Here is a 21174-nt window from a genome sequence, read left to right as displayed (position 1 = left end):
ACTAATCTATAATTATTAAGGTATTCCCTGTTTTCTTTTAAAAGAAGGCTATTTATGGTAACCTTTAGTACAATCTATTGGTTAACTTTGTACCTGAATAATAAGATATTTATGAAAATCAATGCTGAAACAAAATATTGCCAGACGTGTGGAATACCTTTAGATATAGATTATACAAATCTTGAGGCAAACCAAAATGTGGAATATTGCGACTATTGTTTGCATAACGGGGTTAAACTCTATGATTTCTCAATGGATTATCTCATTTATCTTTGGGGGCTTTTCCCCGAAGAATATTATAAAGAGACAGGAGTTAATCTCACGTCGGAAGAGTTGAGAGCGGAAATGTCCAAACGACTTCCAAATATCAAAAGGTGGAAACAAAAAATCAATACGGCTCATGTGCAATATGATTTGATTATAAGAGTTCAGGAGTATATCAACCGCCATTTGTTTGACGACCTTAATACTGAAAAGCTGTCCCATGTTGCAGGTATCTCCAAATATTATTTCCACAAACTTTTCAAAACTGTTTGTGGCGAAAATATTGGAATGTACATTCAACGACTGAGATTAGAGTACATTGCATTTAAGCTAATAACAACTGATGTAAGTGTCCCGGAACTTCTCGGTCAAATCAATTATCAGAACAAACATACACTTTCGAGGGCATTCAAGAGTTATTTTAATTGTTCCATTCCGGAATTTCGTAAAAAGCATTCAAAGGTCAATCCCGAAAGGAAGAATCCTATACGAATTGAGCCAAGTATTGAAAAAGTACCAGGTATTCGAATCGCATACTTAAAATTGGAAAGAACAAATAATGTCATCCATAGTTTCTCTGTTTTGTGGAAGCAGTTGCTACAATTTTCCGAAAAATATGAATTATCTTCAAAAGGATGTAAATACGTGAGTTTGACTCTCGATTATCCGTATATCACGCCAGAAGAACAAAACCGTTTTATGATTGGGGTAACATTGCCGCAATCATTTGAAGCTCCGAAAGGCTTTGGCGTTTATGAAATTCATACGGGAGAATATGCAATCTTTCGTTTCAAAGGGTTTTATCATGAATTAAATAAGGTATACCGCCATATTTACCTTGACTGGTTGCCGACAAGCGATTATACCCTGCGGGAACAATTCACCTTTGAGACTTACATCAACACTCCCGAAAAAACTCCGGCTTCGGAGCTTATAACAGATATTTATATCCCTATTACAAAAAAAGAGACATGCAATACTTAAACCAAGAGATAGAAAACAAATTAAAAAATCAAGGAGCAACACTGATACGCTTTGTCAATATATCGCATTTAGACGAAAAGCAAAACAGGCAACTCCCGACCGCCATTGTTTTTGCGCTCCCGCTAACCGCAGAATATGCTAAAATGGTATTTAATATTCCCGACTACGTACAAGCACGAATAGCGGATAATTACAATTTCGACGATGATGAATATTCGCAAACCGAACATAAAGCCGGAGAAATAGCAGACGAATTGGCCAAGTTCATCACCGGGAAGGGCTATAAAGCCATTTCGCAATCCGATACGGGATTATTAGCCGACGGCGTATTCGATTATGAAACAAAAGAATCAGTATTGCCCCATAAAACCGTTGCACTACTTGGCGGATTAGGATGGATTGGGAAAAACAATCTGCTAATTACTCCTGAATATGGCGCAGCACAATGTCTCGGTACCGTTTTAACTGATGCTCCACTGGAAACGGTATTGCATGAACCTCTATCTCCAAAATGCGGTAATTGCATTACCTGCGTCAATATCTGCGAGAGAAAAGTCCTTAAAGGTAAAGTTTGGAGTAGATCGGTTTCAAGAGATGAAATCGTTAACATACATGGATGTAGTACCTGTTTGAAATGCCTTGTGCATTGTCCCAGGACACAAACATATATAAAGAGGAATATTTAATCCTACAACACAATTCTCACCGATTGTAACCTCCGAAAGTTACTCCTTATTTCAATCTCTTACCATCCGAAAAGGCATTACCTACCTTTTTACCCACTTCCAGGTAATCGTTATTGAACGGGTCGAATATAATAGGAGACACTTTGGATACATCTACTTTTCCGTTTTCGTCGAGAACACGTTCGTCTACACTTACGTTTATTATCTCACCACGCAAAATACAGGTTTCAGGATTATAATCCTTCAATTTACATTCCAGCACAACGGATAATTCGTCGATCAACGGTGCATCCACAAACTCCGAACGAGTCGCATGGAAACCTGCACGAGCAAATTTATCCGAAACCTTATTACCGGAAACAATACCCACATAATCACAGGCTATCACCTGTCCGACCTCTGCCATACTCACGGTAAAAGCCTTACGCTTCAGTATATTGGCTGTCGTTTTATGTCCCTCACTAATACAAATACTAATTTCATGCATCTCGCTGATACCACCCCAAGCCGCATTCATAGCGTTGGGAGTACCGTTTTCATCATAAGCAGCGATAATAAACACCGGCTGCGGATAAGTAAAGGGCTTTGCCCCAAAATTCTTTCTCATAATAATTTATTTTTTAGTCCATTTCTTAATATCTTCCTTCGTCGCACCATTCAAAAGGCGGCCCTTTTGCCATTTCATATCAGGATAGGTTTCCTGCAACTCTTTTTCCGCATTAGAAATACTGCTGCTCCCCGATGTTGCAAACGGAATAATCGTCTTGCCGGCAAAATCACCGCTTTCAATAAAAGTATTGATGATTCTCGGAGCTGAATTCCACCAAATAGGGAAACCTATATAAATGATATCGTAATCTGCAAGATTTTCCGGTTTAGATTGTAATGCAGGACGTGATTTAGCATCTGACATCTCTACACTGCTACGTGAAGATTTGTCATGCCAATCCAAATCAGCAGTGACGTATTCTTTTTCAGGTTGTATCTCGTAGAGCGTTCCACCTGTAACTTCTACAATCAACTTTGCTGCTTTCTCCGTTGTTCCTGTTGCCGAAAAATAAGCCACCAATGTCTTATCACTTTGCGTCTGTGCATTTATAGTGATACATAACATCATGATCACTACCATAATCATACCTTTAACCTTCATTACTGTCATATGTAATTCTTATTTTTATTGTTATGACACAAAATTACAGAATAGTATTCAATATAAAAGTATATAAATCACTGATTATCTAACCAAAATTACTGATCGTAAACCGCCAGCATATACGATTGTATTATTATTTATTTTTCAATAGCTCTTCACCCCCCCCCCCGCAAAAGTCAACTATAGTCATCTTCCCAGCCAACACCAGCACCTCTTCATAGGCAATCTCCCCTTTGCCTATATGCCCGGCCAGCGTACCGATCTTTCCGCAAATCTGAAAACAAATCAGAACAGACATTGCGATATGATTTATAGAGGTTTGCGCAGTCCGTTCAACGACTTCTGTCAAATGCAGCATACGGATAAACAAGACAGGAAAACGAAGGGGACAACGCAGACAGGCCATAACTGTTCTTTGTTGCATAAAGTCAACATATGACTGCCGATCATGGACGATAACTTCTTCAATAAACTTCTGGTGCTTTTTAGGCAAGGTTGACCATACGGTAAATGCAATTTTATAAATCTTTTCACGTAAACGGTTACGGCCTTCCTTCGACATTTTGTCAAGGCTACGGTTAAAATCCTTCGCATCAGGCACTTTCCCGTTGGGGAATAAAGCCTCTAATTTATTTTGTCTCTTCATGATATATCCAATAGGCGTTAATAATAATTGAGGGGAATTGAAAAAACAGAAGCAAGTGGAGACACATAATAGCTAAAAACATCTGTGTCTCCACCTGCTTTCTATTTGGATGAATTCAAATCCCTAAGTAAAAACTTTCCGGGTTTGAACTTGACACTCGTACGTGCCGGTATTGCACAAGAGATACCAGTATGGGGATTACGGCCGATACGCTCTTTTTGAGACCACGGAGTAAAAGTTCCGAAACCTTGAAGCATAACAGGATTATCCTGTTTCATTGCTTCTGTTAACACTACCTGAAAGGCTTTCATAAATTCACGTGACTGCTGCTGCGAAATATTCATCTCCACAGCCAGTTTGCTGATAAAATCTGCTTTGTTCATAATTACATCTATTTTTATGGATTAACTTAAGGTCTTCTATTTTTCACGAACACAACGAACAGGATATGTATTTTTTCCTGGGCTAGAACTTGTACCACTTGTATTGAATTGTCCATTCATAAAATAAATCACAGCACGCGTAGAAACTGCTCCTTCTCCACACGAACTACTCCAATAAGCGCTATATATGAAACCCTCACCAAATGTATATGCCGCAGGTTCATCGTCTGTTGCATCCGAATTATCACCCTTACATATATTCCAAATTGCATATAACTCAATCATTGTCGGGACACGCCACCCATCTCCTTTATCTGTACATACTTTTATAGGAAGACCAGTAAGGTATTGCTCACGAACTTGGCTTTGCGTGGCTTCGACTTCTATCGTATAGGGTTCATCTATTGTATAACTTGCAGAATTCCCTTTGTAATCGCCACTATAAGAACCGGAGGCAGCATAATTTCCAAAATCATAATTAAATGGAGGTGTCTTAGCGTTCGGGAAATTATTATCGTGATAGTTTTTAAATGAATCCACAATATTTCGATCTATCGTTATCGTATTCAACCCACTGGCTTGTTTAACCGTAACCGTATCCGAATGATTACCGCCGGTTACAGCAATGATAAAATCCGCTGAACGTTCTCCGCCTTCGTTTGCTGGCGCACTAAATGTTACGGTATAGGAAGCAGCTGTTAACTCTCCGTTAGTTACTGCAGTTGTTATCGCTGCATCTCCTGTATTCGCTTTCGTTAACGACCATGACAATCCAGATGTTCCTATGATTGTCGCTTCGGCTGATGATTCCATATTTGATAGTTCAATCGTTCGCGGTTCCACCTTAAACGTCGAAGCATTCTGTAATACCGGCGTCTTCTTTGCCATGTTTCCGGCTACTACTGATATCTGCCCCTCTCGTATTTCCTTATTTTTATTCACGCTATTAGTTTTATATTCAAAGGTTTGTTTTGTTCCAGTTACCGAACCAACTGTTTCACCGGTAAAAGTCAGCCAATTCGGATAAGTAACAGTGTAGGAAAGGCCTTTCGTTGCCGTAAAAGCGACAGAACCCGAAGCCTCCGCTGTCGGCTCCAAGGATGTGGAAATTTCTTCAACCACTAATGAAGAGGCTTTCTGGTTCACGGTTATATTACCCGTCGGCCCTTTGGATTCATCTCCCACACGGACTGTTATTGTACCCGTACGTTCCTTGGAATTGGGATTGACAGGAACATTAAAAACAACATTTTGAGGATTTGTCGTCGTCTGACCCGTCGTTTGACCAGTCAGACCAAGCCAGTTATCAGCTTCCGACACTGCTATTTTCCACGGTAAATAAGGAGTTGCTGTAAACTGTAAAGATGCATCGGTCGCTCCCTCCGCACTTACCTCTATCGGTTGGGTGAGGCAAGTGACCGTGGAAGCAGCCTGGGATACGGATATCTCTTTTTTCAGATCGTTATATGTTGAACTGCCAACCGATTGACCTCCTTCTACCATTATGCTGCCCGTTCGGGCTGCTGCATACGGGTTACTGGAAGATGCTTTGACTATTAAACTTTGGGTTTCCCCTATGGCTTCAACACCGCTGGTTGCCGGATTGCCTGAAGCCCAACTCAGCCAACCGTCGGATAAAACAGCGCGCCAGTTCAACCCTTTTGTGACAGTAAATGAAGATTGACCTTCCGAACCGGAAGCAGCATCCACCGAAATGGCGTTACCCACCTCCAATGTCGATCCTTCTTGTACGATCTCAATATTTTGTTCCTTGCCCGTTGCGTTCATCTTAAAAGGAAATGATCGCGGCTCGGCTGTCGGATTGGCTGTTTCTGCCTTGAAAACAATCTTAGCAGGACCCTGATGATCTATCCTGGCTCCATATCCAGCCTGGATTGTGTTATCGATCAGTGCCGACAACCAATCCGGCAGTTTGATGCTCCACTGCTCTCCCGGGCGGGCAGTGATCTGCAACTCGGTCGTGCCGCCTTTACCTGCAGGCATCGGTTGCAAGCCGTCGAGATCGATCGGCGGGATTGTCCCCACCGTGATGCGTTGGTCGGTGACGTCTATTCCCTTCAACGTCACACTCATCGTATAATAATGGTTGCGTTTGATATTGTAATCATTCATATCGGTACTGCCCGGGAAGAAACGGAAGGTGACGTTTTCGTAAGTGACACCGCCCTGTACCGCAGTTCCCGTCAGTTCTATGCAAGTGGCATTGCTCACTCCCCGGCCTGTTTTCTCCTTTTCAGACGTGGCGGCGTTTTCACCGGTTACTACACCTGCCCGGTTTTCCGGTAGATACCAGTGCATCGTCGCTCCGTCGGCACTGGATTCGCCGGTATATTCTCCATATATTACATCGATTAATTGAGTTGTCGTTTCTTCCATACGTATTTTATCCGGCACCGATTTCAGCTTTACTGAGGAAGGTTTGAAACTGAAACCATCTCCACCGATCAGATAGCTAAACGAAATCTTTGCCACCGTCCGGGTCATATCGACACCGATACTCTCCACACCGTTATCCCGGATCACACCCGACCACATTCCCGTCATGCCGCACAAACGATTCTCAGGTAATCCCTCTGTGGTCGAGGCATACGTAAATACATGTTCTTTCAATACCGCTTCCGTAGCGATCTCACCCAAATCGTCGCAATTGGCAACAAACCAGACATGGTGCGTGGCTTCTCCGCTCTCTTTCAGCCTCAGGTTCACCGTCGTTCCGGTCACAGGCGAAATGTATTGGCTGAATACCCGGTTGCCTGATGCATCATACTGCCCGACCCATAGTTGGGAGATCAGGCTCTCATCCCCCTCTGTCAAGGCGACTGCCGATCTGGTTGCGACCGAATCCGTGATGCCCGGCGCAATCGAGTCGATTTCGAACGTTCCTTCCGGAGTAAAAGTGATGCTGCGTGCTTGCAGGGGGCGGTTAGCCAGCACGTTCAGGTTAAAAACGGCTTCCACCTCTTTCGCCGGATGGGGTGGTAAATCCTTTTCCTCCACCTCCGTCCGCGTACAACCTCCCGCCACCCACAGCAGCAACCACACAAACAACACGGTTTTACTGATTCGTTCCATTGTATTTCGTTTTTAATTGTTTCAATTATTCTCCTCCTCCGACATCTGAGTCGCTCCACTCTATTTTTGTCCACCGGGCTACTGTGATGGTTGTTCCGATCCCCTCCTGGATATCCGGGTCGGGATAAGAACCGCCGGGAGGAGCACCTACCTCGCCGTCGGAAAAGGAAATGGCATTCCAGGCTATTATTTTCAGATTCAGACAGCTTTCGTCATTCTTTACTTCCAGGGTGAAGACGTACCGCTTGCCTGCATCGAAAGTGATCGGTTGGTCTATGGTCGCTTTCAGGGTAGCCGTTTCATGATTCCTTTGTACATCGATTTCCACTCCGAAAGGACGGTCGTTTTTGGGTAGGACGATGCCCGTCGTTTTATTCAGGCCCATACCATCCGGATCGGAACCCTCTTCCACCGCGACAAACTCCCCGCTTTCAAAAACCACGGTCGCCTCCGCTTTATTCTCTCCGCCCGTCGGAAGGATTCCCGTATCCTCCCCCGCTATCAGAGTCGCACCGGATACGGAGATATGACTCAGTTCCAGCCTGGTTCCGTATAGCTCATCGAATGGAAGCGCATTCTCCGGTGAAGGGGCGACATTGAACACCAATAGGGCGCATTGCCTGCGGAAAGTTTCCAGCGTGACCACACGCGAGGAACGCGAAACGGTCACCCCACGAGCAAAAGAGGTAATCACATCCTCCTTATGCGGGATTGCCGTCACCACATACCTCCCCTGCGCATCTTTTTCCAGCCGACGTGCCGGTGAAACGGCATAGAAATCGTAAACGCCTCCCCTGACGACCAGTTCGCCGGCAGTACCGGGAAGCTGCGCCCCTGTATCATCCGTCAGGCAAGGCGACAAAGAACCGTCTTTTTCCACCACATAGGTCGCTTCAAACGATGGTTGCGCAGTAGAGAAAGGAACCTCGGCTGTAGCCGTCCCCTCCTCACCGCGCAGGTAGCCGCAGATGCGCACCGTAGCCCCTTCGGGCAGCGGGGTTGCAGATGCCGCAGGAACGGCAGCCTCCTCCCCCGCACGGCTCAGAAGAACCGGGGTTCCCAGGTCCGGTTTACTGAAACGAAGTTCCACCGGGCGACTCTCTTCCGGCACGACATCTTCCACAGTCCCTGCCGTGCATCCGGCCAGCAAACTACCGACCAGCAGAACAATCAGATATAACTGTATTCGATCCCGTTTCATTTAGATTTCCTTTGTGTTCTAATTCTTTGTTTCAATAAGTGACAAGACTCACTCCATCGGTACGTCATACGCCCCGCCGTCGTTCCAGGCCGCCACTTTCACTTCCGCTAGCTCTATGCCCTGCGGCTGCATGCGGAGGTTGTAGGTATAGTTGTATCCCTTTTTCCAGTCGGCTGTAAAGCTGCCGGGGCCTTCACCCGCTACGGACGGTTTCATCGTAAAGGTACGCCCGTCGTCGAATGTCAGTTCCAATGTCACATTCACGCCACTGACCGGGATCACCAACCCGAAGGCCTGCACCGGGACGTTCGTCGTCGTTTCTCCCGGCTCCCCGCCTACGGCACGCGTATCCCCGCCCGCGGTAAAAACCAGTTGATCCACCGCCGTCAGCGTCCCTTCCACCTCACCCGTTGCCAGGTTCAGCCTGGCGGACGTGCATTTTTTTAACTCCCCATTACTTTTGAGCACCACCTTTTCAACATAGCAACCGGCAAAAGCCGAGCCCTCTTCCAGGACCCGGAAGCTCACCTTCGAGAGCGCATGCTGCATCTCGAGCGATACTTCCGGATGCCAACGGTCTACCTCAGCCGCAGCCATGCAATACAGGTAATCCTCCTGATCGGTTTCCCACTGCACATCGGTAGCGGCATCCACTATATTGTTACCATCTGAAAAGTAGAATTTCTGTTTATCCAACACCTTTATTCCACTCATCAAAGGAACTTTCGGAGTACCCGTGAGCGAAACACTCTTTTCAGCAGGCACATAGCCGTATACCGTTCCTTTTTCGGTGTACAACAGAAGCGGTTCCTCCCCTTCCGCAGGTTTCCAGGAAGAAGGGGTACTGGCAGCACTATAGACGAACTGCTGGCTTTTGATGCTGGTGTTGTACAAACTTACCACACCGCCGCTCTCTTTCGTGACACATACCCCCACCTGTGTCAGCGGGTTCGGGTTTCTATCCGTTTGTCCGGGGCCGCCTGTCACGACACTTCTCGATTCCACCTCCATCCACATGCCCAGGTTCTTCACTCGAAAAGGAACACCCTCTTCCGCTTCGCCACCACCAGGCACCGGCGAAACGATATCCGCCTCTGTGCAGGCAGCACACAGGAACAAAAACACTGCCACTAAACGCGATAAGAACTGTTTCATGGGATTTGTTTTTTTAGTGATGTATTACAACGGGATATCGTCCGGTTCGTCTTCCTCCCACTCTGTCACCGTTACATCCATTACTGTCAACTTGTTACGGCCGGCTGAGAAGGTATAGATGCAATTGGTTCCTGCCGGCCACTGATAAGCCGGCAGGGTAACGGTATAGTCCACTGCCGTATTTACACCTTCCTGAAGAGTGATGACCACATCTATTTCGTTTTCTCCGAAACTGGTGACCGGATACACGATTGCACTGACTTTTTTGGATACCAACTGTCCGTTGACGGTCGATTTATTCTCGATAAAGGCTTTATCACTTTGTTCTCCGTCTTTGATTTGTTTCATCAGGATGTAGTTTGTGATATTTCGGGTCAGGGTACCGGTTGACGTGTTATCGCTTATTATACCGTCTGACAGCGACATCTTGCCACTTCCGCTCTTGATGTAACTATTGGAACTCCCTTCATGATTCTTTATCACGAACTTTGTAAATTTCACATCATTACTACTCAGATTTCCGCCGTCGTACACGCGGAAGGAAACCATCGCCATCGCATGCTTCATATCCAGGTTGATCAGATAACCGGGATTGGCGGCATCGGTATTTTTCGGACCTTGCTCCGGATCGAAAGGTGTCTGATTTTTGGCACGACCGTTGTTCACATAACGGCCGCCTCCTTCAGCGGCAAAATACAGGTAATCTTTTTCGCCCGTATCAGACAGGTTTATCGCCTTGTTTGCCACGTTATTATTACCCCATGAGCCATTACTACTATTCCAGATTTTATTCGCATTATTTGTCGCAGCATCTATATCGCCGCTAGCCAATACGCTTACCGGGATTTTAAGACTGCCTTCACCCGAAATATTTGACAGGCTACTCAGTGCATCTTTATCATACGGATAATAAGCATACACCTTTCCTACCGTTTCCGTCAGATAGTAAGGTTTTTCGTTTTTGGGGTCATAACTAAGACCTTTCTCGGTAATCGAAATCCAGTTCTCACCTTTGGTATCCCCTATATACCATACATGATGACCTGTATAACCCGAACTCGATACATCGGGAGAATACCAGCCAGTTGCATCCGGGTTGGTTACCACGATACCCAGGCCGGGAGCCGTACTATAATCGGTATAGGTAATCACACTGCCGCTTACCACCGATTTCGTTGTCGATTTCAGTCCGGCATCCACCTTCAGGTTCGGGTTGATACCCAGTGCCACCTGGCCGTCACCGCTACCCGGTTCCGGCTCTATTCCTGTCTCTGTTTCCGTACAGCTTACCGCTGTCATCAGGGCTATCAGCATGGCCCACTTTGTCGTGATCGTTTTCATTTTCACTTGTTTTAAAAGTTTTATTTCCTGTTTATTTATTCGTATTTTATCATATCGGCATCTCCCCTTGTTCATCCTCCATCCACGCTTCCACACTGACATGCGTGGTTTGTATGTTGGCGGCTCCGGTAAAAAAGAGCGAGACGATATGGCTTTTGCCGATTTCAAAACCACCCTCTATCCAGACAAAGGCGTTCGAGAGGGTTTCTTTCGGATTGCCGTTGCCGTCTTTCGTTGTCGTGATCCGAAGATGGAGCGGATGATCTGCCGTTCCATTCACCGGGGATGCCGGAAGAAGGAGATAGCCTTGTGCCTCGGGAGGCGATCCGTCGGACGCGACCTGCGGGATTAGCAGACCGGCAATATCCTGCACCGGGAGATTCTTTATATCTTCCGCCACAGATATATCCGCCAGACGGGGCGTTTCCGCTGACAAATCCAGTTCCTGACGGGTATGTACATCTGCCACCTCGATCGTTTGTATCGTTCCCCATGCATCGGCTCGGTCACTGTAACAGACCAAGCGGACCTGAGTCAGCAAATGACGGAACGTACAGGTCGTCACCGGAACATAGCCGTTTCCCACGAGGATTCCCGTTGCCATGATATCCGTCGTTCCGTCTATGCGGAAGGTTACTTTGCCCCCTCCTGCATCGGTTGTCGGCTCCCCCTTCGCCGGATAATAACCGTGCAGGCGGATATGACGGCCATCCGCCGGGTACGACTGCGACTCAGCAAATACGATTGGGCGGTTCCCCCTTCCACCCTGACGCACAGCCTTATGCACAACCCACCGTATGTACCCGTTGAAACCGCCGACTCATCCTGACGGGCAAAGTTCACTTTCAGATCCTGTTCATAGCCCGAGCCGATTACCCCACGCGTCGACGCTCCGATCGAACCTTCCAGGCAAACTACCGTTTCCGGGACCGGAGGCGGTGTAGGATCGCTGTCCGAACAGGCGGCAAGGCCCCAAAGGATGGCGATGGATATGAATGCTGCTACTATGAAGTTGTTCATGACTCTACGATTATTCTCGGGGGGTTACTATTGTACTGCCATTATTACCCGGCTGCCACTCAGCAATGCCGGATTCTACCGCTATTTTACCGTCCTCCGTAAAGGTGAGCGTGATCAGATGCGAATAGCCAGCTTTCACCCCTTCACCGATATTCGAGACTGTGACGTTCAGGGTTTTCGCACTCCCGTCATATATTCCTTTCACTTCCAAAGAGACAGGCAGACTCTCCGTTCCCATATTGGCTGTCGGGTAAAGTAGCAGATAACCGGTTGGCGGAGTTTCGGCATCTAAAGCAGAGATCATAGAAGGACAGTTCTTAACTGTCAGTGTCTGGTCAGTCGTACCCGTGGCCGTTAGTTTAGCTCCATTTGTTTTATCCAGCGATAGCTTCAATCCCGTGGCTACATTTTTTACTTTAATGGAAGCGACCGCCGTCCATTTACCGATCGCACCGGCTGAACCAACACACTTGAACTGCAACTGGGTTAGCAGGTGGCTGAAAGTAAAAGTCTCGAACTTATCGACCAGCGAACCGGTCTGCACACCTGTCACCATGATGTCCTCGTCGCCCGTTATAGTATAAGTGACGCTGGCGGGGTTGGTGGTTCCGCTCAGTTCCTTGCGGGGATAATAACCGATCAGGACAGACTCTCCCTCTTCCGCCAGATAGGTTTGTTCCGGCTCAAAAGTCAGCGCCGTATTACCCGTACCACCTGTACGGACTGCGTCGATAGAGGTCCACGCAGCGCCAACTGTACCGGGATTATCCAAACGGGCAAACGATACTTCCAGATCATTCGTATAACCACCGCCGATCACCGCACGGGTAGCCTCCGCTATTCCGGCATTCACCTCTATTGCTTCAGCCGCTCCATCCGTCACCGGCTCTTCCATGTTGCTACAACCACCTTCCAGGATAGTCGCTCCCAACAGACTCATGATCAATAATTTTCCTGTTTCCATATTTTACCAGTGTTTTATCGTTACTATTACTATCGTTTTCATTTCGTTTCAGGGAGTCACCACACCCGAACCGCCGCTACCCGGTTTCCATTCCTTCAGCGTGATCGTCAAACCGGACATTTCATCATAACGGACTACAAAGTCCAGTATCACATGTGTCGTAACTCCGACGGTGAATGCCTCTTTCACCTCCTCGGTGATATCCGTGGATGAAGTGATTTCCTTTCCGTCTGCCAGTGTCATCGTTAGGATCAGGTCGACCATTTCACCGCTTTCCTCACCCGAAGACAATCCAAACAGGTTCAAGGTAGATGTATAAATGCCAAGTCCGGTCTCTTCCGGCTCGAACGTCATAAAGGCCCGCGTATCGAACAGCGGCTTGCCGGAAGGTATATGAACCCGTGATGAAACACCGGTCAACCTTCCGGACAAAACCGCCGGAACGACATCTCCCTTTTCCCCTCCTGTGACTTTTATATTCATTTCTAATGTACGGACAAGGTTTACCGCAGACAATTCCTTTGCCACAACTTCTCTTCCGTCCACCTCGATCAGGTCTAAACCTGTCCCGTACAAATTACCCGGACAGGCTATCTGCACCGATGAAGATTTCAGGGAAGAAAGCCGCTGCGCTCTTCCGCAAGCTTCCTCATATCCCTTCTCCATTTCAAGCGTGACACCCGTACACCCCCTGTTACAGACAGCCACCCGATAACAACCCGAAGGCAATGTACCTTCATATCCCGAAACGTCCCCCGTACGGATAATCGGACTATCCGAACCTTCCGGATAGAAATACCACGTCATATTCTCCGGGCAACCACTGTCAGGGCGGCGAAGCAGTAAACGTACTTTTCCGTTCTTCTCCCAATCCTCGTCCGTCATACGGTACGCACAGGACAAAACCGCCACAGTCCATACAGCATATATCATCCAACCCACCAGTTGCATTATACTATATTTCTTATTTCTTTTATTCCTCTCCATCTTCTTATCTGATTTGAAAACGGTACGATAAATCTATCCGCAATCCCAACATAAATCCCGTCGAGGCAAAACGGGTTTCCAAATAATTCCGGTCATCCGGTACGTCATAGCGGTATTTCTTCCCGCCGAAAACCGAACGGTAACCGGCACGTACACTCAGCCCCATCCCCAAACCTCCGGTCAGGGAGAAACGATACCCCATCGACAGGCCTGCCGACCAGAAACAGCCTGTCCGACCGTAAAGTATATCCTCAGAGCTATCGATCGCGCTGCCACGTACATCGAAGTCACCATACTCGGCAAACACCCCGGTATGCAGGCCGGTAAACCTTCCCGAAGGGGACAGCCAGACTCTTGATTCAAGGGATATTTCAGAGACAGACCAGCTATCGCGCGTCTTAGCTTTATAGGCAAAGTCGGAATACATGCCCGACAAAGCCAGTGACCAGCGACCGGCAAAGCTGCACTCCACTTCCAGATTAGGCATGAATGCACCTGTTTCTATTTTCGTCTCACCCGTTCCCAGACGGATTGAAGAAACTACGCCAAACCAGGGAAGAAGGTTTGTTTTTACGGCCAGATATACAGGATTGTGTTCGATCGGTGTTGCATTCTTTTTGACAGCGGGAGCAACAGGAGTTATCCCCTCAGGGGTTGCAGTTTCATCCGTTCTCTCTTTATGCTTTGTGACCACCCGTACCACTTCCTTTGTTGTAACGGTCGTTGCCAGATTGACAGCCGGGAGCTCTACTCTCTCGTTACGACGAATCGTATCCGTCACCGATGCCAGCCGGTAATCTTCCAGTTCCGTACGGTCGAAAAGAGGATCGTCGATACGATAGACTTCGCGGTCGTAACCACCAGCTTCTCCACGACGGTACAAATCAACATAAGGGATTGCACCGTACTCACCGATAGCTGCCTTTACGGCTATCGGATAACGGCTCTCACTGTAAATGGATCGAGATATTGGCAAACCACGGAAGCGGACGGTATACATTATATATATGTATCTGATCGCGATAGCTGCCGCTACGGTCGATGTAAAAAGCGACACAGTCATGAGGGATATCGAAACGGGTTTTCAGATAGGCACGAATACGACTGGCACGCAGCGAGGCTTCGTTCACCACCGCATCCTCTTCATAGCCATAAGCATCCACATGTGAAACGATCAAGAGGTGGTTATCTCCTTTCAGCAGACGGTTGCGGGAGGCATCCAGAAGTTGCCCCATACGCTCTAATTGGTAAGCGTTATCGCCATAATCAGCCAGGAACAGGTCGCTGTTCTCTTTGAAAGAGAATAAAAAAGATTCCGCCTTATGATAGGTCGTTGTCTGCGCAGTCACTTCCCGCCAAACCAGGCTGAAAAATAACAACAGGCAAAACGCTTTTCTTTGTGATCCTTTTATCCTATACATAATATTATATCAATACCAGTCTTTGATTTTCCGATTTACTTCTAAGGTGCCCCCTTATTTATATAATAAGGGGAAAAGATAAAAAGCACCTCGGTTTTAAGGGGGATTTAATGAGTTTTGCCCCTGGGATATTTTAGATTGATGTCTTATTTCAATATTTTGTGGAGTAAAAACATGTAAAAATGATAACAGTTTTTTTCAAACGGATATTAATAAGATAGCAGTCTTCACCCGCCTTATGTCTTATTCTTTGAAAATTATGATTTAAAGGTCACAAGCAGGAAACTAGGTTAATTAATACAAATTCTATATGTTTTTTTTAGGATTTTACCCAAAAGCTTTGTTTTTCCATAAGATTCTTCCTATGTTTGCAGAGCATTCAAACTCTTTTGTGAAATCCATAAGTTGTAAAGGCCTGGATATGAAACAAAAAGAGAGGGAATTACCTTATTATATAAATAAGGATAATTTATGCAGCCATCAGTTCCTTCACACCTTCAGAAACCCTTTTATTTGCTTCTCCTACCTTACCTGCATCAAATGCAGACAAGTAAATGCGAGTCATTTTCTCGGAAGAATGCCCCAGGGCTTGGCTAATAATAGCGATCGGTATCCCCAGATGATAAGCCGCAGATGCCCAGCTATGGCGAAAAACATAGGTCGTCAACTTTGCAGATAAACCCAATAAGACCTGCACATCTGCCAGATATTGATTTTCCTGTGCCAGACATTGTTTATACTGTTCATGCGTAGCCCCCTCCTGTAACACTGGAAAAAGATATTTGGAATCCGCCCGCCTGTAACGATTAATCAGTAACTGCATAGGCTCCGAAACTTCCATCTCGATCAGTGCACCTGTTTTTTGTCGGCGATACGACAACACTTTTCCTTCTTCAACCAGGTTCTCCCCTCCTAGACGAACGATATCCGCAAAAGGCATACCGCAAGCCAAAAAAGAAAACAGGGCCATATCCACCGCCAGCTTTTTCTCCGGTTCCTCTTCCAGATCAAGTGCAGCCATCTGCTTGATCACTTCCACCGGGACTGCCCGTTTAACAGTCTCCTCCCGTTGCAACTGCATCCCCTCGAACGGCCGTGCCTCAGGCCGCCCTTTCCAACCCCGGCAAGCACGGTTGTACATCGCCCGTAGATTACTAATATAACTATTCACCGAATTTACACGCAGTTTCTTTCCTTTCAAGTACAAAACAAATTCCTGTACAACATCCTGCGTCACATCTCCCAACAATCCACCCTTTCCTCCCTCACGAATGAATGCAGCAAAATGATTACGGCTGGCACGGTACAGGTCGGCCGTACTTTCATCCCCATTACTGCGCTTCTGCTTTTCCTGCTCAAGCATCAGTATGCAAAAATCTTTATTTCTCATAACTTTTCCCTTCTTTATCGTTATTAATCAAAAAGATAAAGATAAACATTCAGGGCTTGCAGATTGTTCGGTTTTCACGGTTTTCACTAACGGCAGCATCTCTAAAAAAGCATGTTTTAGAAAGAAAATCACATCTTTCACCATCATTTCCTACCCTCATTTCCACCTTTACACAAATTCATTGCAATGATTCTTCCCTATCATCACAATAACTTGTGGAAGTCATCACAATGACTCCAGGTACTTATCACAATGAACCGGACTGGTCATTGCAATGATTTTTTTAACATTACAGAATATCAGGAAATTTACTTCGTGATTATCTCATAAAACGGGGGTAATACACCTTTCAGAAAGCTGGAAGCTCTTTCCGGACAGGTAGTTTTCAGGTGACAGATTGTAACTGATTTTGTCTTATTTCTGCCACTAGCTCTAAAATCATTACGATGATTTTATTATTACCTACTTAAATGTACATTTTATCTTCTACAAATATCTCTATGTCAAACCTTAACTCTTGCAGAAACACCAAAAAATATCCCCTACATTCCTGTTTCCAAATAGAGCCGGGAATGTAAGGGATAATTATCAAAATGACAATTTTCTATTTTGCGAATAACGATAATCGAAACTCTCTAAAAAATTATCGTCATTTCGTTAATTATTGCTAGCAATCCGAATAAAATCCGAACCTATAAAGAATTAGTAATGTTTAATTTATACACCCAGTCAATTCTATTTGGCAATTGATATTTTTTTTATTCAACCTGTATTAATATTAAATGTATATATGTATGGAAACATTCACAAAACAGTCGTCCGTGAAACTATTGGATTCAGAAACCTGTATAGATAACAAGGTAGTTATATATAAATCCAGAAGTAAGGCCATTCTATTTATTTTAGTTAGTTTGCTACTGGCAATTGCCGGTAAACTTTTCCTTCACCATCCCGATTATTATGTGGTGGGATGGAGTTTTATTATCTTGTCCGTTCTATGTCTGATTTTCGGTATCGGCACTTACTTCGACAGAAAACCTTACATTATTCTGACAGAAAACGGTATCACGGAAATGTCCGATATACGTGAAGAAATCGAATGGGACGCAATCCTCAGAGCAGATGAATTCTATTACAGGGGACAATATTTTATACGTCTTCTGATAGACAGGGATTATAAACCGGCCACCGTCCGTCCCACGTGGTTTTGGCGCTTTGACAAACTGTATGAGAAAAACGGAATCAAAGCTATATTTATACGCATAGGCTTTTATGAAGTCAGTGCTATAAAACTAACCGGATTTATAAAGAAGATGATCAGAGCCAATGCAGAAAAAAGAGAGGAATTGTTGAACGAAAAACATTTATAACAGTTAATATTCAGACCTTAAACAGAACTTTCCACTTATCAGTTCTGTTTTATAAAAACTAGTATTAATTAAATACCAATTAAACAAATGAGAAAGTTAGTTTTAGCAGCAATAGCAGGCACAGCTGTCCTGCTATTAGCATCCTGCGGTAACAAGACAACCCAGGATAAAGTAAATCACAAAGTAGAAAATGCCAAAGAATCTGTCGACCATGCGATGGACAAAGCTGCGGACAAGATCGACAAAGGGGCTGACAAAGTGAAAGACGCCTGGAACGACACCAAAGAAGATGTCAAAGAAAATGCACAAGAGGCGAAAAAGAATATCAAGGAGGGTTACGACAAAACCAAAAAGGATATAAAAGAAAAACTCGACTGATCTCGCCGGATTACCAAAGTAAAAGGGGGAAGAAAACTTAATTTCTTTCCCCTTTTTGTGTGATCCCCATAACAGATCAAATTCAAGTGAGTACCCCTAAAAAAGTGCTTAATTTGCAAGAGGTCTCTGATTAATCGAGGTACTCCTTTTTTCAGAGAAGGTTACGGTTTAGAGATATACGATTATTCAACATACAGCCTTCTTTTTCCTGGGCATAAGAAATCTGCATGACGCCTAAAAGCGCCATAGATATAATTATTTTATTCATAACTTTTTCTATTTGTTTAAAACGATAGTTGTCTTCTTACTAGAAACGGTATCCCCAACCAAATGCGATAACGGAGTTGTTATCCTTGCCGAATACATATTTATACTCAACATTCAGAAAGTTGCGTTTATCTAAATTATAGGTAAGGCCGGCACCCAGGTTAAACCCGAAATTGGTAGAACTATGTGAATCGAGCGTAGTTTCTTTACCATCATCCCCCTTGATGGTTTGTTTGCCCTGGAAATTATTCTGTAGATTAAAACCGGCTAACGGATAAAGCGACAAGTTATCTTCATGCAAGTTGAAGACATAATGAGCGTTCACATCGATATCGAACCCTGTCACCTTATTCTTCGGAAAGAAAAACATCAGGTCGGGGGCCAGACGTACATGGTTCGTCAGGTTATAGCGCCCCTGGGCACCGATCATAACACGTTTGAAATCGGTTTGATAACCGAAATTTCCCAATAATGAGAAATCTCCCTTTTGCGCAAATGAACTTAATGAGATTGTCAATAAGACAACTAAACCTATAAACTTTTTCATGATCATTCAATTTAATTAAAAAACTTATTCCTATAAAAGATCACCCTGGTACATACCGCCAGCTACCTTATGACAACCGATAGATGAAATCCAGGGTAATCGGATTTTAAACATGTTCAGACTTTCTAGTTGGAATGTTTATTCGTTTTAGAATTCTTCTTCATGTTTCCGTCAGGCTGATAATGGCTCCACTGCATATCCTTTGCCGGAGTTTTGGAAAGAATCATTTTCTTCCGTTCCTTGGCAAGTTTCTCATCCTTCTCTTTTACCATCTCTTCAGTCCGGTCGGTTCCTTTAGGAGTTACATTAGTCAACCCGTCAGTGGAAGTAACATATTCCTGGGGCTTATCGATATATTGCCACTCCTCTTTCAACTGGGTACTACTTCCTTCATTCCACGGTCCGCGTGCTTCTTCCTCCTTCGACATATCAAAATACAGATTGCTATATTTCGGATTAGTCTGGAAAATACCCGGCGGGAAATTGGGTTTAATAGAATCCAAAGCAGCTTCGAATTGCTGATAATGGGCAACTTCACGGGTCATCAGGAAATCGAGAGTTTCCTTCACATACGGATCATCCGTAAACGGAATAAGATATTCATACATGATCTTTGCACGAGACTCAGCTGCCAGATTCGACCGTAAATCGACCGTCGGTTCGGCATTGGCTGTGACGTAAGTGGCACTCCAGGGATTCCCGTTACTGTCGGTCAGCGCCGGGCTACCGGGAGCCAAAACCAGGAAATGAGGATTTGTATAAGCCTGGTGAATAAAATCTTCTTTCGCTGCTCTACCATTCATCATCTTATTAATTTCCATATTCTCGACCACATCTTTCATCTCACCGTTGACCGGTCCCAGCAACATCTGGATGGTTGCACCTACAATCTCCAAATGACCCAACTCTTCAGTCGCAATATCCATCAGCATATCGTACTTTTCCGGGAAAGGATTACGGCAACTGAATGCCTGTACAAAATACTGCATAGCGGCTTTCAACTCACCATTCGACCCGCCGAACTGCTCTAATAACAAACGTGCAAAACGTGGATCGGGGGCAGATACTCTGGCGTTATATTGCAAATCTTTTACATGATAAAACATAACTCAATATTTTAAATTACACATTATCATTTCTTCGCATTATCTGCAAAAGCATGTACTTTATTCTTCACCTCATCGGCTTTTTCCGCAAGATTAAAAGTACCGTCGGCTACCTTATCCGCTACTTTTGTTCCGGTTTGCAATGCTTTGTCTTTTGCTTCATCCACTAATTCTTCGGCGTTATCACTGGCCTTATGAAAGACATGACGTACTTTTTCTTTCAGTTGTTTGCCTCTTGAAGAGCAAGAGAAATGATAGACAACTGCACCGATAATCGAGCCCAAACCCAGGCCCATCCAAAATTTTGAATGATTAGTTTCCATAAATCTGATAAGTTTAAAACGATTAATACTAGAACGATAAATTAAATGTCTGCTTTGTGAGGTTTCCTGAAGAAAGAAACGATCCACAGCAGTAAGACAGCCCCTATAACAGAAGTAATAAGACTGCCCAGGATACCGGCAGTTGCAATACCTAACAGGCCGAATACCCAACCTCCTAATACGCCACCGATGATTCCCACCAACAAATTAATGAGGAGCCCGAAACCTCCACCATTCATGATCTTTCCGGCAAGAAATCCGGAAACGATCCCAATAATAATATACCAAATAAAATTCATAATATAAAATTTAGGATGTAAATAAAATAATTAAATAAATCACCGAGTAGAAGCGTCAGGCCTGACAAAAACTCTACTTATCACCATACACGAGAAAAAACAGAATCTGTAAAATATGGTTCGGAAAGAGCTATGTTAATTAACGACTTTTTCGAAAGTAGAAACATATATACCTTTATTAGTCTAAAATTGTATA

The 21174-nt window shown here is 44.8% G+C and carries 23 protein-coding genes; 4 read left to right on the top strand and 19 right to left on the bottom strand.

The window, feature by feature from the left end; all coding sequences use genetic code 11:
- Positions 1-111 precede the first annotated feature (111 nt).
- Both K6V26_RS08505 and K6V26_RS08500 read left to right on the top strand, forming a co-directional pair.
- Positions 112-1248 (top strand): GyrI-like domain-containing protein, encoded by a 1137-nt coding sequence (locus K6V26_RS08505; RefSeq protein ID WP_224265101.1) that lies wholly within the window; start codon positions 112-114, stop codon positions 1246-1248.
- Complete coding sequence (locus K6V26_RS08500) at positions 1236-1934, top strand: epoxyqueuosine reductase (protein ID WP_224265100.1); 699 nt, start codon at positions 1236-1238, stop codon at positions 1932-1934. Before K6V26_RS08505 ends, K6V26_RS08500 begins: the two co-directional genes overlap by 13 nt.
- 46 nt (positions 1935-1980) lie before the next feature.
- Here the strand turns inward: K6V26_RS08500 and K6V26_RS08495 are convergent, their stop codons facing one another.
- The 15 genes from K6V26_RS08495 to K6V26_RS08425 all read right to left on the bottom strand — a co-directional run bounded on the left by K6V26_RS08495 (position 1981) and on the right by K6V26_RS08425 (position 16688).
- Positions 1981-2541, bottom strand: coding sequence for a flavin reductase family protein (locus K6V26_RS08495; RefSeq protein WP_028729150.1), 561 nt, complete (start codon positions 2539-2541; stop codon positions 1981-1983).
- 6 nt (positions 2542-2547) lie between these two features.
- Positions 2548-3084, bottom strand: a complete 537-nt coding sequence (locus tag K6V26_RS08490) for a flavodoxin (RefSeq protein WP_224265820.1) — start codon at positions 3082-3084, stop codon at positions 2548-2550.
- A 136-nt stretch (positions 3085-3220) separates the two neighbouring features.
- Positions 3221-3733, bottom strand: coding sequence for a hypothetical protein (locus K6V26_RS08485; RefSeq protein WP_224265099.1), 513 nt, complete (start codon positions 3731-3733; stop codon positions 3221-3223).
- Positions 3734-3834: 101 nt separating this feature from the next.
- A complete protein-coding gene (locus K6V26_RS08480; RefSeq protein ID WP_046149278.1) occupies positions 3835-4116 on the bottom strand; it encodes an HU family DNA-binding protein in 282 nt (93 codons plus the stop codon).
- Positions 4117-4152: 36 nt separating this feature from the next.
- Positions 4153-7209, bottom strand: coding sequence for a BACON domain-containing protein (locus K6V26_RS08475; RefSeq protein WP_224265098.1), 3057 nt, complete (start codon positions 7207-7209; stop codon positions 4153-4155).
- A 25-nt stretch (positions 7210-7234) separates the two neighbouring features.
- The gene (locus K6V26_RS08470) at positions 7235-8410 is read right to left on the bottom strand and encodes a BF2992 family fimbrillin-A clan protein (protein WP_224265097.1); all 1176 of its coding nucleotides are present in this window, start codon (positions 8408-8410) and stop codon (positions 7235-7237) included.
- Between the two features lie 48 nt (positions 8411-8458).
- A complete protein-coding gene (locus tag K6V26_RS08465; protein ID WP_224265096.1) occupies positions 8459-9565 on the bottom strand; it encodes a fimbrillin family protein in 1107 nt (368 codons plus the stop codon).
- A gap of 24 nt (positions 9566-9589) precedes the next feature.
- A complete protein-coding gene (locus K6V26_RS08460; protein ID WP_224265095.1) occupies positions 9590-10906 on the bottom strand; it encodes a fimbrillin family protein in 1317 nt (438 codons plus the stop codon).
- A gap of 49 nt (positions 10907-10955) precedes the next feature.
- On the bottom strand, positions 10956-11600 hold the full coding sequence (locus tag K6V26_RS08455) for a fimbrillin family protein (RefSeq protein WP_262905180.1): 645 nt from the start codon (positions 11598-11600) through the stop codon (positions 10956-10958).
- Positions 11540-11926, bottom strand: a complete 387-nt coding sequence (locus K6V26_RS08450) for a hypothetical protein (protein WP_224265012.1) — start codon at positions 11924-11926, stop codon at positions 11540-11542. The genes K6V26_RS08455 and K6V26_RS08450 overlap by 61 nt, the downstream gene beginning before the upstream one ends.
- A gap of 10 nt (positions 11927-11936) precedes the next feature.
- A complete protein-coding gene (locus K6V26_RS08445; RefSeq protein ID WP_224265011.1) occupies positions 11937-12890 on the bottom strand; it encodes a fimbrillin family protein in 954 nt (317 codons plus the stop codon).
- Positions 12891-12938: 48 nt separating this feature from the next.
- Complete coding sequence (locus K6V26_RS08440) at positions 12939-13877, bottom strand: DUF5119 domain-containing protein (RefSeq protein WP_224265094.1); 939 nt, start codon at positions 13875-13877, stop codon at positions 12939-12941.
- A 4-nt stretch (positions 13878-13881) separates the two neighbouring features.
- The gene (locus K6V26_RS08435; protein ID WP_224265093.1) at positions 13882-14877 is read right to left on the bottom strand and encodes a DUF3575 domain-containing protein; all 996 of its coding nucleotides are present in this window, start codon (positions 14875-14877) and stop codon (positions 13882-13884) included.
- Positions 14825-15298 carry a hypothetical protein gene (locus K6V26_RS08430; protein ID WP_224265008.1) on the bottom strand — a complete coding sequence of 158 codons (474 nt, stop codon included), beginning with the start codon at positions 15296-15298 and terminating at the stop codon, positions 14825-14827. The genes K6V26_RS08435 and K6V26_RS08430 overlap by 53 nt, the downstream gene beginning before the upstream one ends.
- Positions 15299-15767: 469 nt before the next feature.
- Positions 15768-16688: a tyrosine-type recombinase/integrase gene (locus tag K6V26_RS08425; RefSeq protein WP_224265007.1), complete on the bottom strand. Its 921-nt coding sequence runs from the start codon at positions 16686-16688 to the stop codon at positions 15768-15770.
- A gap of 794 nt (positions 16689-17482) precedes the next feature.
- On the opposite strand from K6V26_RS08425, the gene K6V26_RS08420 reads away from it, so the two are divergent.
- Together K6V26_RS08420 and K6V26_RS08415 are read left to right on the top strand one after the other, a co-directional pair.
- The gene (locus tag K6V26_RS08420) at positions 17483-18058 is read left to right on the top strand and encodes an STM3941 family protein (protein ID WP_046150326.1); all 576 of its coding nucleotides are present in this window, start codon (positions 17483-17485) and stop codon (positions 18056-18058) included.
- 87 nt (positions 18059-18145) lie between these two features.
- Positions 18146-18436, top strand: coding sequence for a YtxH domain-containing protein (locus tag K6V26_RS08415; RefSeq protein ID WP_224265092.1), 291 nt, complete (start codon positions 18146-18148; stop codon positions 18434-18436).
- A gap of 307 nt (positions 18437-18743) precedes the next feature.
- On the opposite strand, the gene K6V26_RS08410 is transcribed toward K6V26_RS08415, so the two are convergent.
- The 4 genes from K6V26_RS08410 to K6V26_RS08395 all read right to left on the bottom strand — a co-directional run bounded on the left by K6V26_RS08410 (position 18744) and on the right by K6V26_RS08395 (position 20978).
- Positions 18744-19250, bottom strand: a complete 507-nt coding sequence (locus K6V26_RS08410; protein WP_010803256.1) for an outer membrane protein — start codon at positions 19248-19250, stop codon at positions 18744-18746.
- 125 nt (positions 19251-19375) lie between these two features.
- The gene (locus K6V26_RS08405) at positions 19376-20356 is read right to left on the bottom strand and encodes a manganese catalase family protein (RefSeq protein ID WP_007656272.1); all 981 of its coding nucleotides are present in this window, start codon (positions 20354-20356) and stop codon (positions 19376-19378) included.
- A gap of 26 nt (positions 20357-20382) precedes the next feature.
- On the bottom strand, positions 20383-20679 hold the full coding sequence (locus K6V26_RS08400) for a YtxH domain-containing protein (protein WP_046147020.1): 297 nt from the start codon (positions 20677-20679) through the stop codon (positions 20383-20385).
- A gap of 41 nt (positions 20680-20720) precedes the next feature.
- Complete coding sequence (locus K6V26_RS08395; protein WP_007656269.1) at positions 20721-20978, bottom strand: GlsB/YeaQ/YmgE family stress response membrane protein; 258 nt, start codon at positions 20976-20978, stop codon at positions 20721-20723.
- Positions 20979-21174: the final 196 nt, after the last annotated feature.

The sequence above is a fragment of the Parabacteroides goldsteinii genome, assembly GCF_020091425.1.
Classification (GTDB): Bacteria; Bacteroidota; Bacteroidia; order Bacteroidales; family Tannerellaceae; genus Parabacteroides; species Parabacteroides goldsteinii.
Note: the sequence above shows the minus strand (reverse complement) of the source record. Positions and strands in the feature narration are given on the sequence as shown.

Coding starts and splice junctions, on each gene's coding strand:
- K6V26_RS08505 (WP_224265101.1), top strand. CDS start 112: ATGAAAATCAATGCTGAAACAAAATATTGCCAGACGTGTGGAATACCT.
- K6V26_RS08500 (WP_224265100.1), top strand. CDS start 1,236: ATGCAATACTTAAACCAAGAGATAGAAAACAAATTAAAAAATCAAGGA.
- K6V26_RS08495 (WP_028729150.1), bottom strand. CDS start 2,541: ATGAGAAAGAATTTTGGGGCAAAGCCCTTTACTTATCCGCAGCCGGTG.
- K6V26_RS08490 (WP_224265820.1), bottom strand. CDS start 3,084: ATGAAGGTTAAAGGTATGATTATGGTAGTGATCATGATGTTATGTATC.
- K6V26_RS08485 (WP_224265099.1), bottom strand. CDS start 3,733: ATGAAGAGACAAAATAAATTAGAGGCTTTATTCCCCAACGGGAAAGTG.
- K6V26_RS08480 (WP_046149278.1), bottom strand. CDS start 4,116: ATGAACAAAGCAGATTTTATCAGCAAACTGGCTGTGGAGATGAATATT.
- K6V26_RS08475 (WP_224265098.1), bottom strand. CDS start 7,209: ATGGAACGAATCAGTAAAACCGTGTTGTTTGTGTGGTTGCTGCTGTGG.
- K6V26_RS08470 (WP_224265097.1), bottom strand. CDS start 8,410: ATGAAACGGGATCGAATACAGTTATATCTGATTGTTCTGCTGGTCGGT.
- K6V26_RS08465 (WP_224265096.1), bottom strand. CDS start 9,565: ATGAAACAGTTCTTATCGCGTTTAGTGGCAGTGTTTTTGTTCCTGTGT.
- K6V26_RS08460 (WP_224265095.1), bottom strand. CDS start 10,906: ATGAAAACGATCACGACAAAGTGGGCCATGCTGATAGCCCTGATGACA.
- K6V26_RS08450 (WP_224265012.1), bottom strand. CDS start 11,926: ATGAACAACTTCATAGTAGCAGCATTCATATCCATCGCCATCCTTTGG.
- K6V26_RS08445 (WP_224265011.1), bottom strand. CDS start 12,890: ATGGAAACAGGAAAATTATTGATCATGAGTCTGTTGGGAGCGACTATC.
- K6V26_RS08440 (WP_224265094.1), bottom strand. CDS start 13,877: ATGGAGAGGAATAAAAGAAATAAGAAATATAGTATAATGCAACTGGTG.
- K6V26_RS08435 (WP_224265093.1), bottom strand. CDS start 14,877: ATGTATACCGTCCGCTTCCGTGGTTTGCCAATATCTCGATCCATTTAC.
- K6V26_RS08430 (WP_224265008.1), bottom strand. CDS start 15,298: ATGTATAGGATAAAAGGATCACAAAGAAAAGCGTTTTGCCTGTTGTTA.
- K6V26_RS08425 (WP_224265007.1), bottom strand. CDS start 16,688: ATGAGAAATAAAGATTTTTGCATACTGATGCTTGAGCAGGAAAAGCAG.
- K6V26_RS08420 (WP_046150326.1), top strand. CDS start 17,483: ATGGAAACATTCACAAAACAGTCGTCCGTGAAACTATTGGATTCAGAA.
- K6V26_RS08415 (WP_224265092.1), top strand. CDS start 18,146: ATGAGAAAGTTAGTTTTAGCAGCAATAGCAGGCACAGCTGTCCTGCTA.
- K6V26_RS08410 (WP_010803256.1), bottom strand. CDS start 19,250: ATGAAAAAGTTTATAGGTTTAGTTGTCTTATTGACAATCTCATTAAGT.
- K6V26_RS08405 (WP_007656272.1), bottom strand. CDS start 20,356: ATGTTTTATCATGTAAAAGATTTGCAATATAACGCCAGAGTATCTGCC.
- K6V26_RS08400 (WP_046147020.1), bottom strand. CDS start 20,679: ATGGAAACTAATCATTCAAAATTTTGGATGGGCCTGGGTTTGGGCTCG.
- K6V26_RS08395 (WP_007656269.1), bottom strand. CDS start 20,978: ATGAATTTTATTTGGTATATTATTATTGGGATCGTTTCCGGATTTCTT.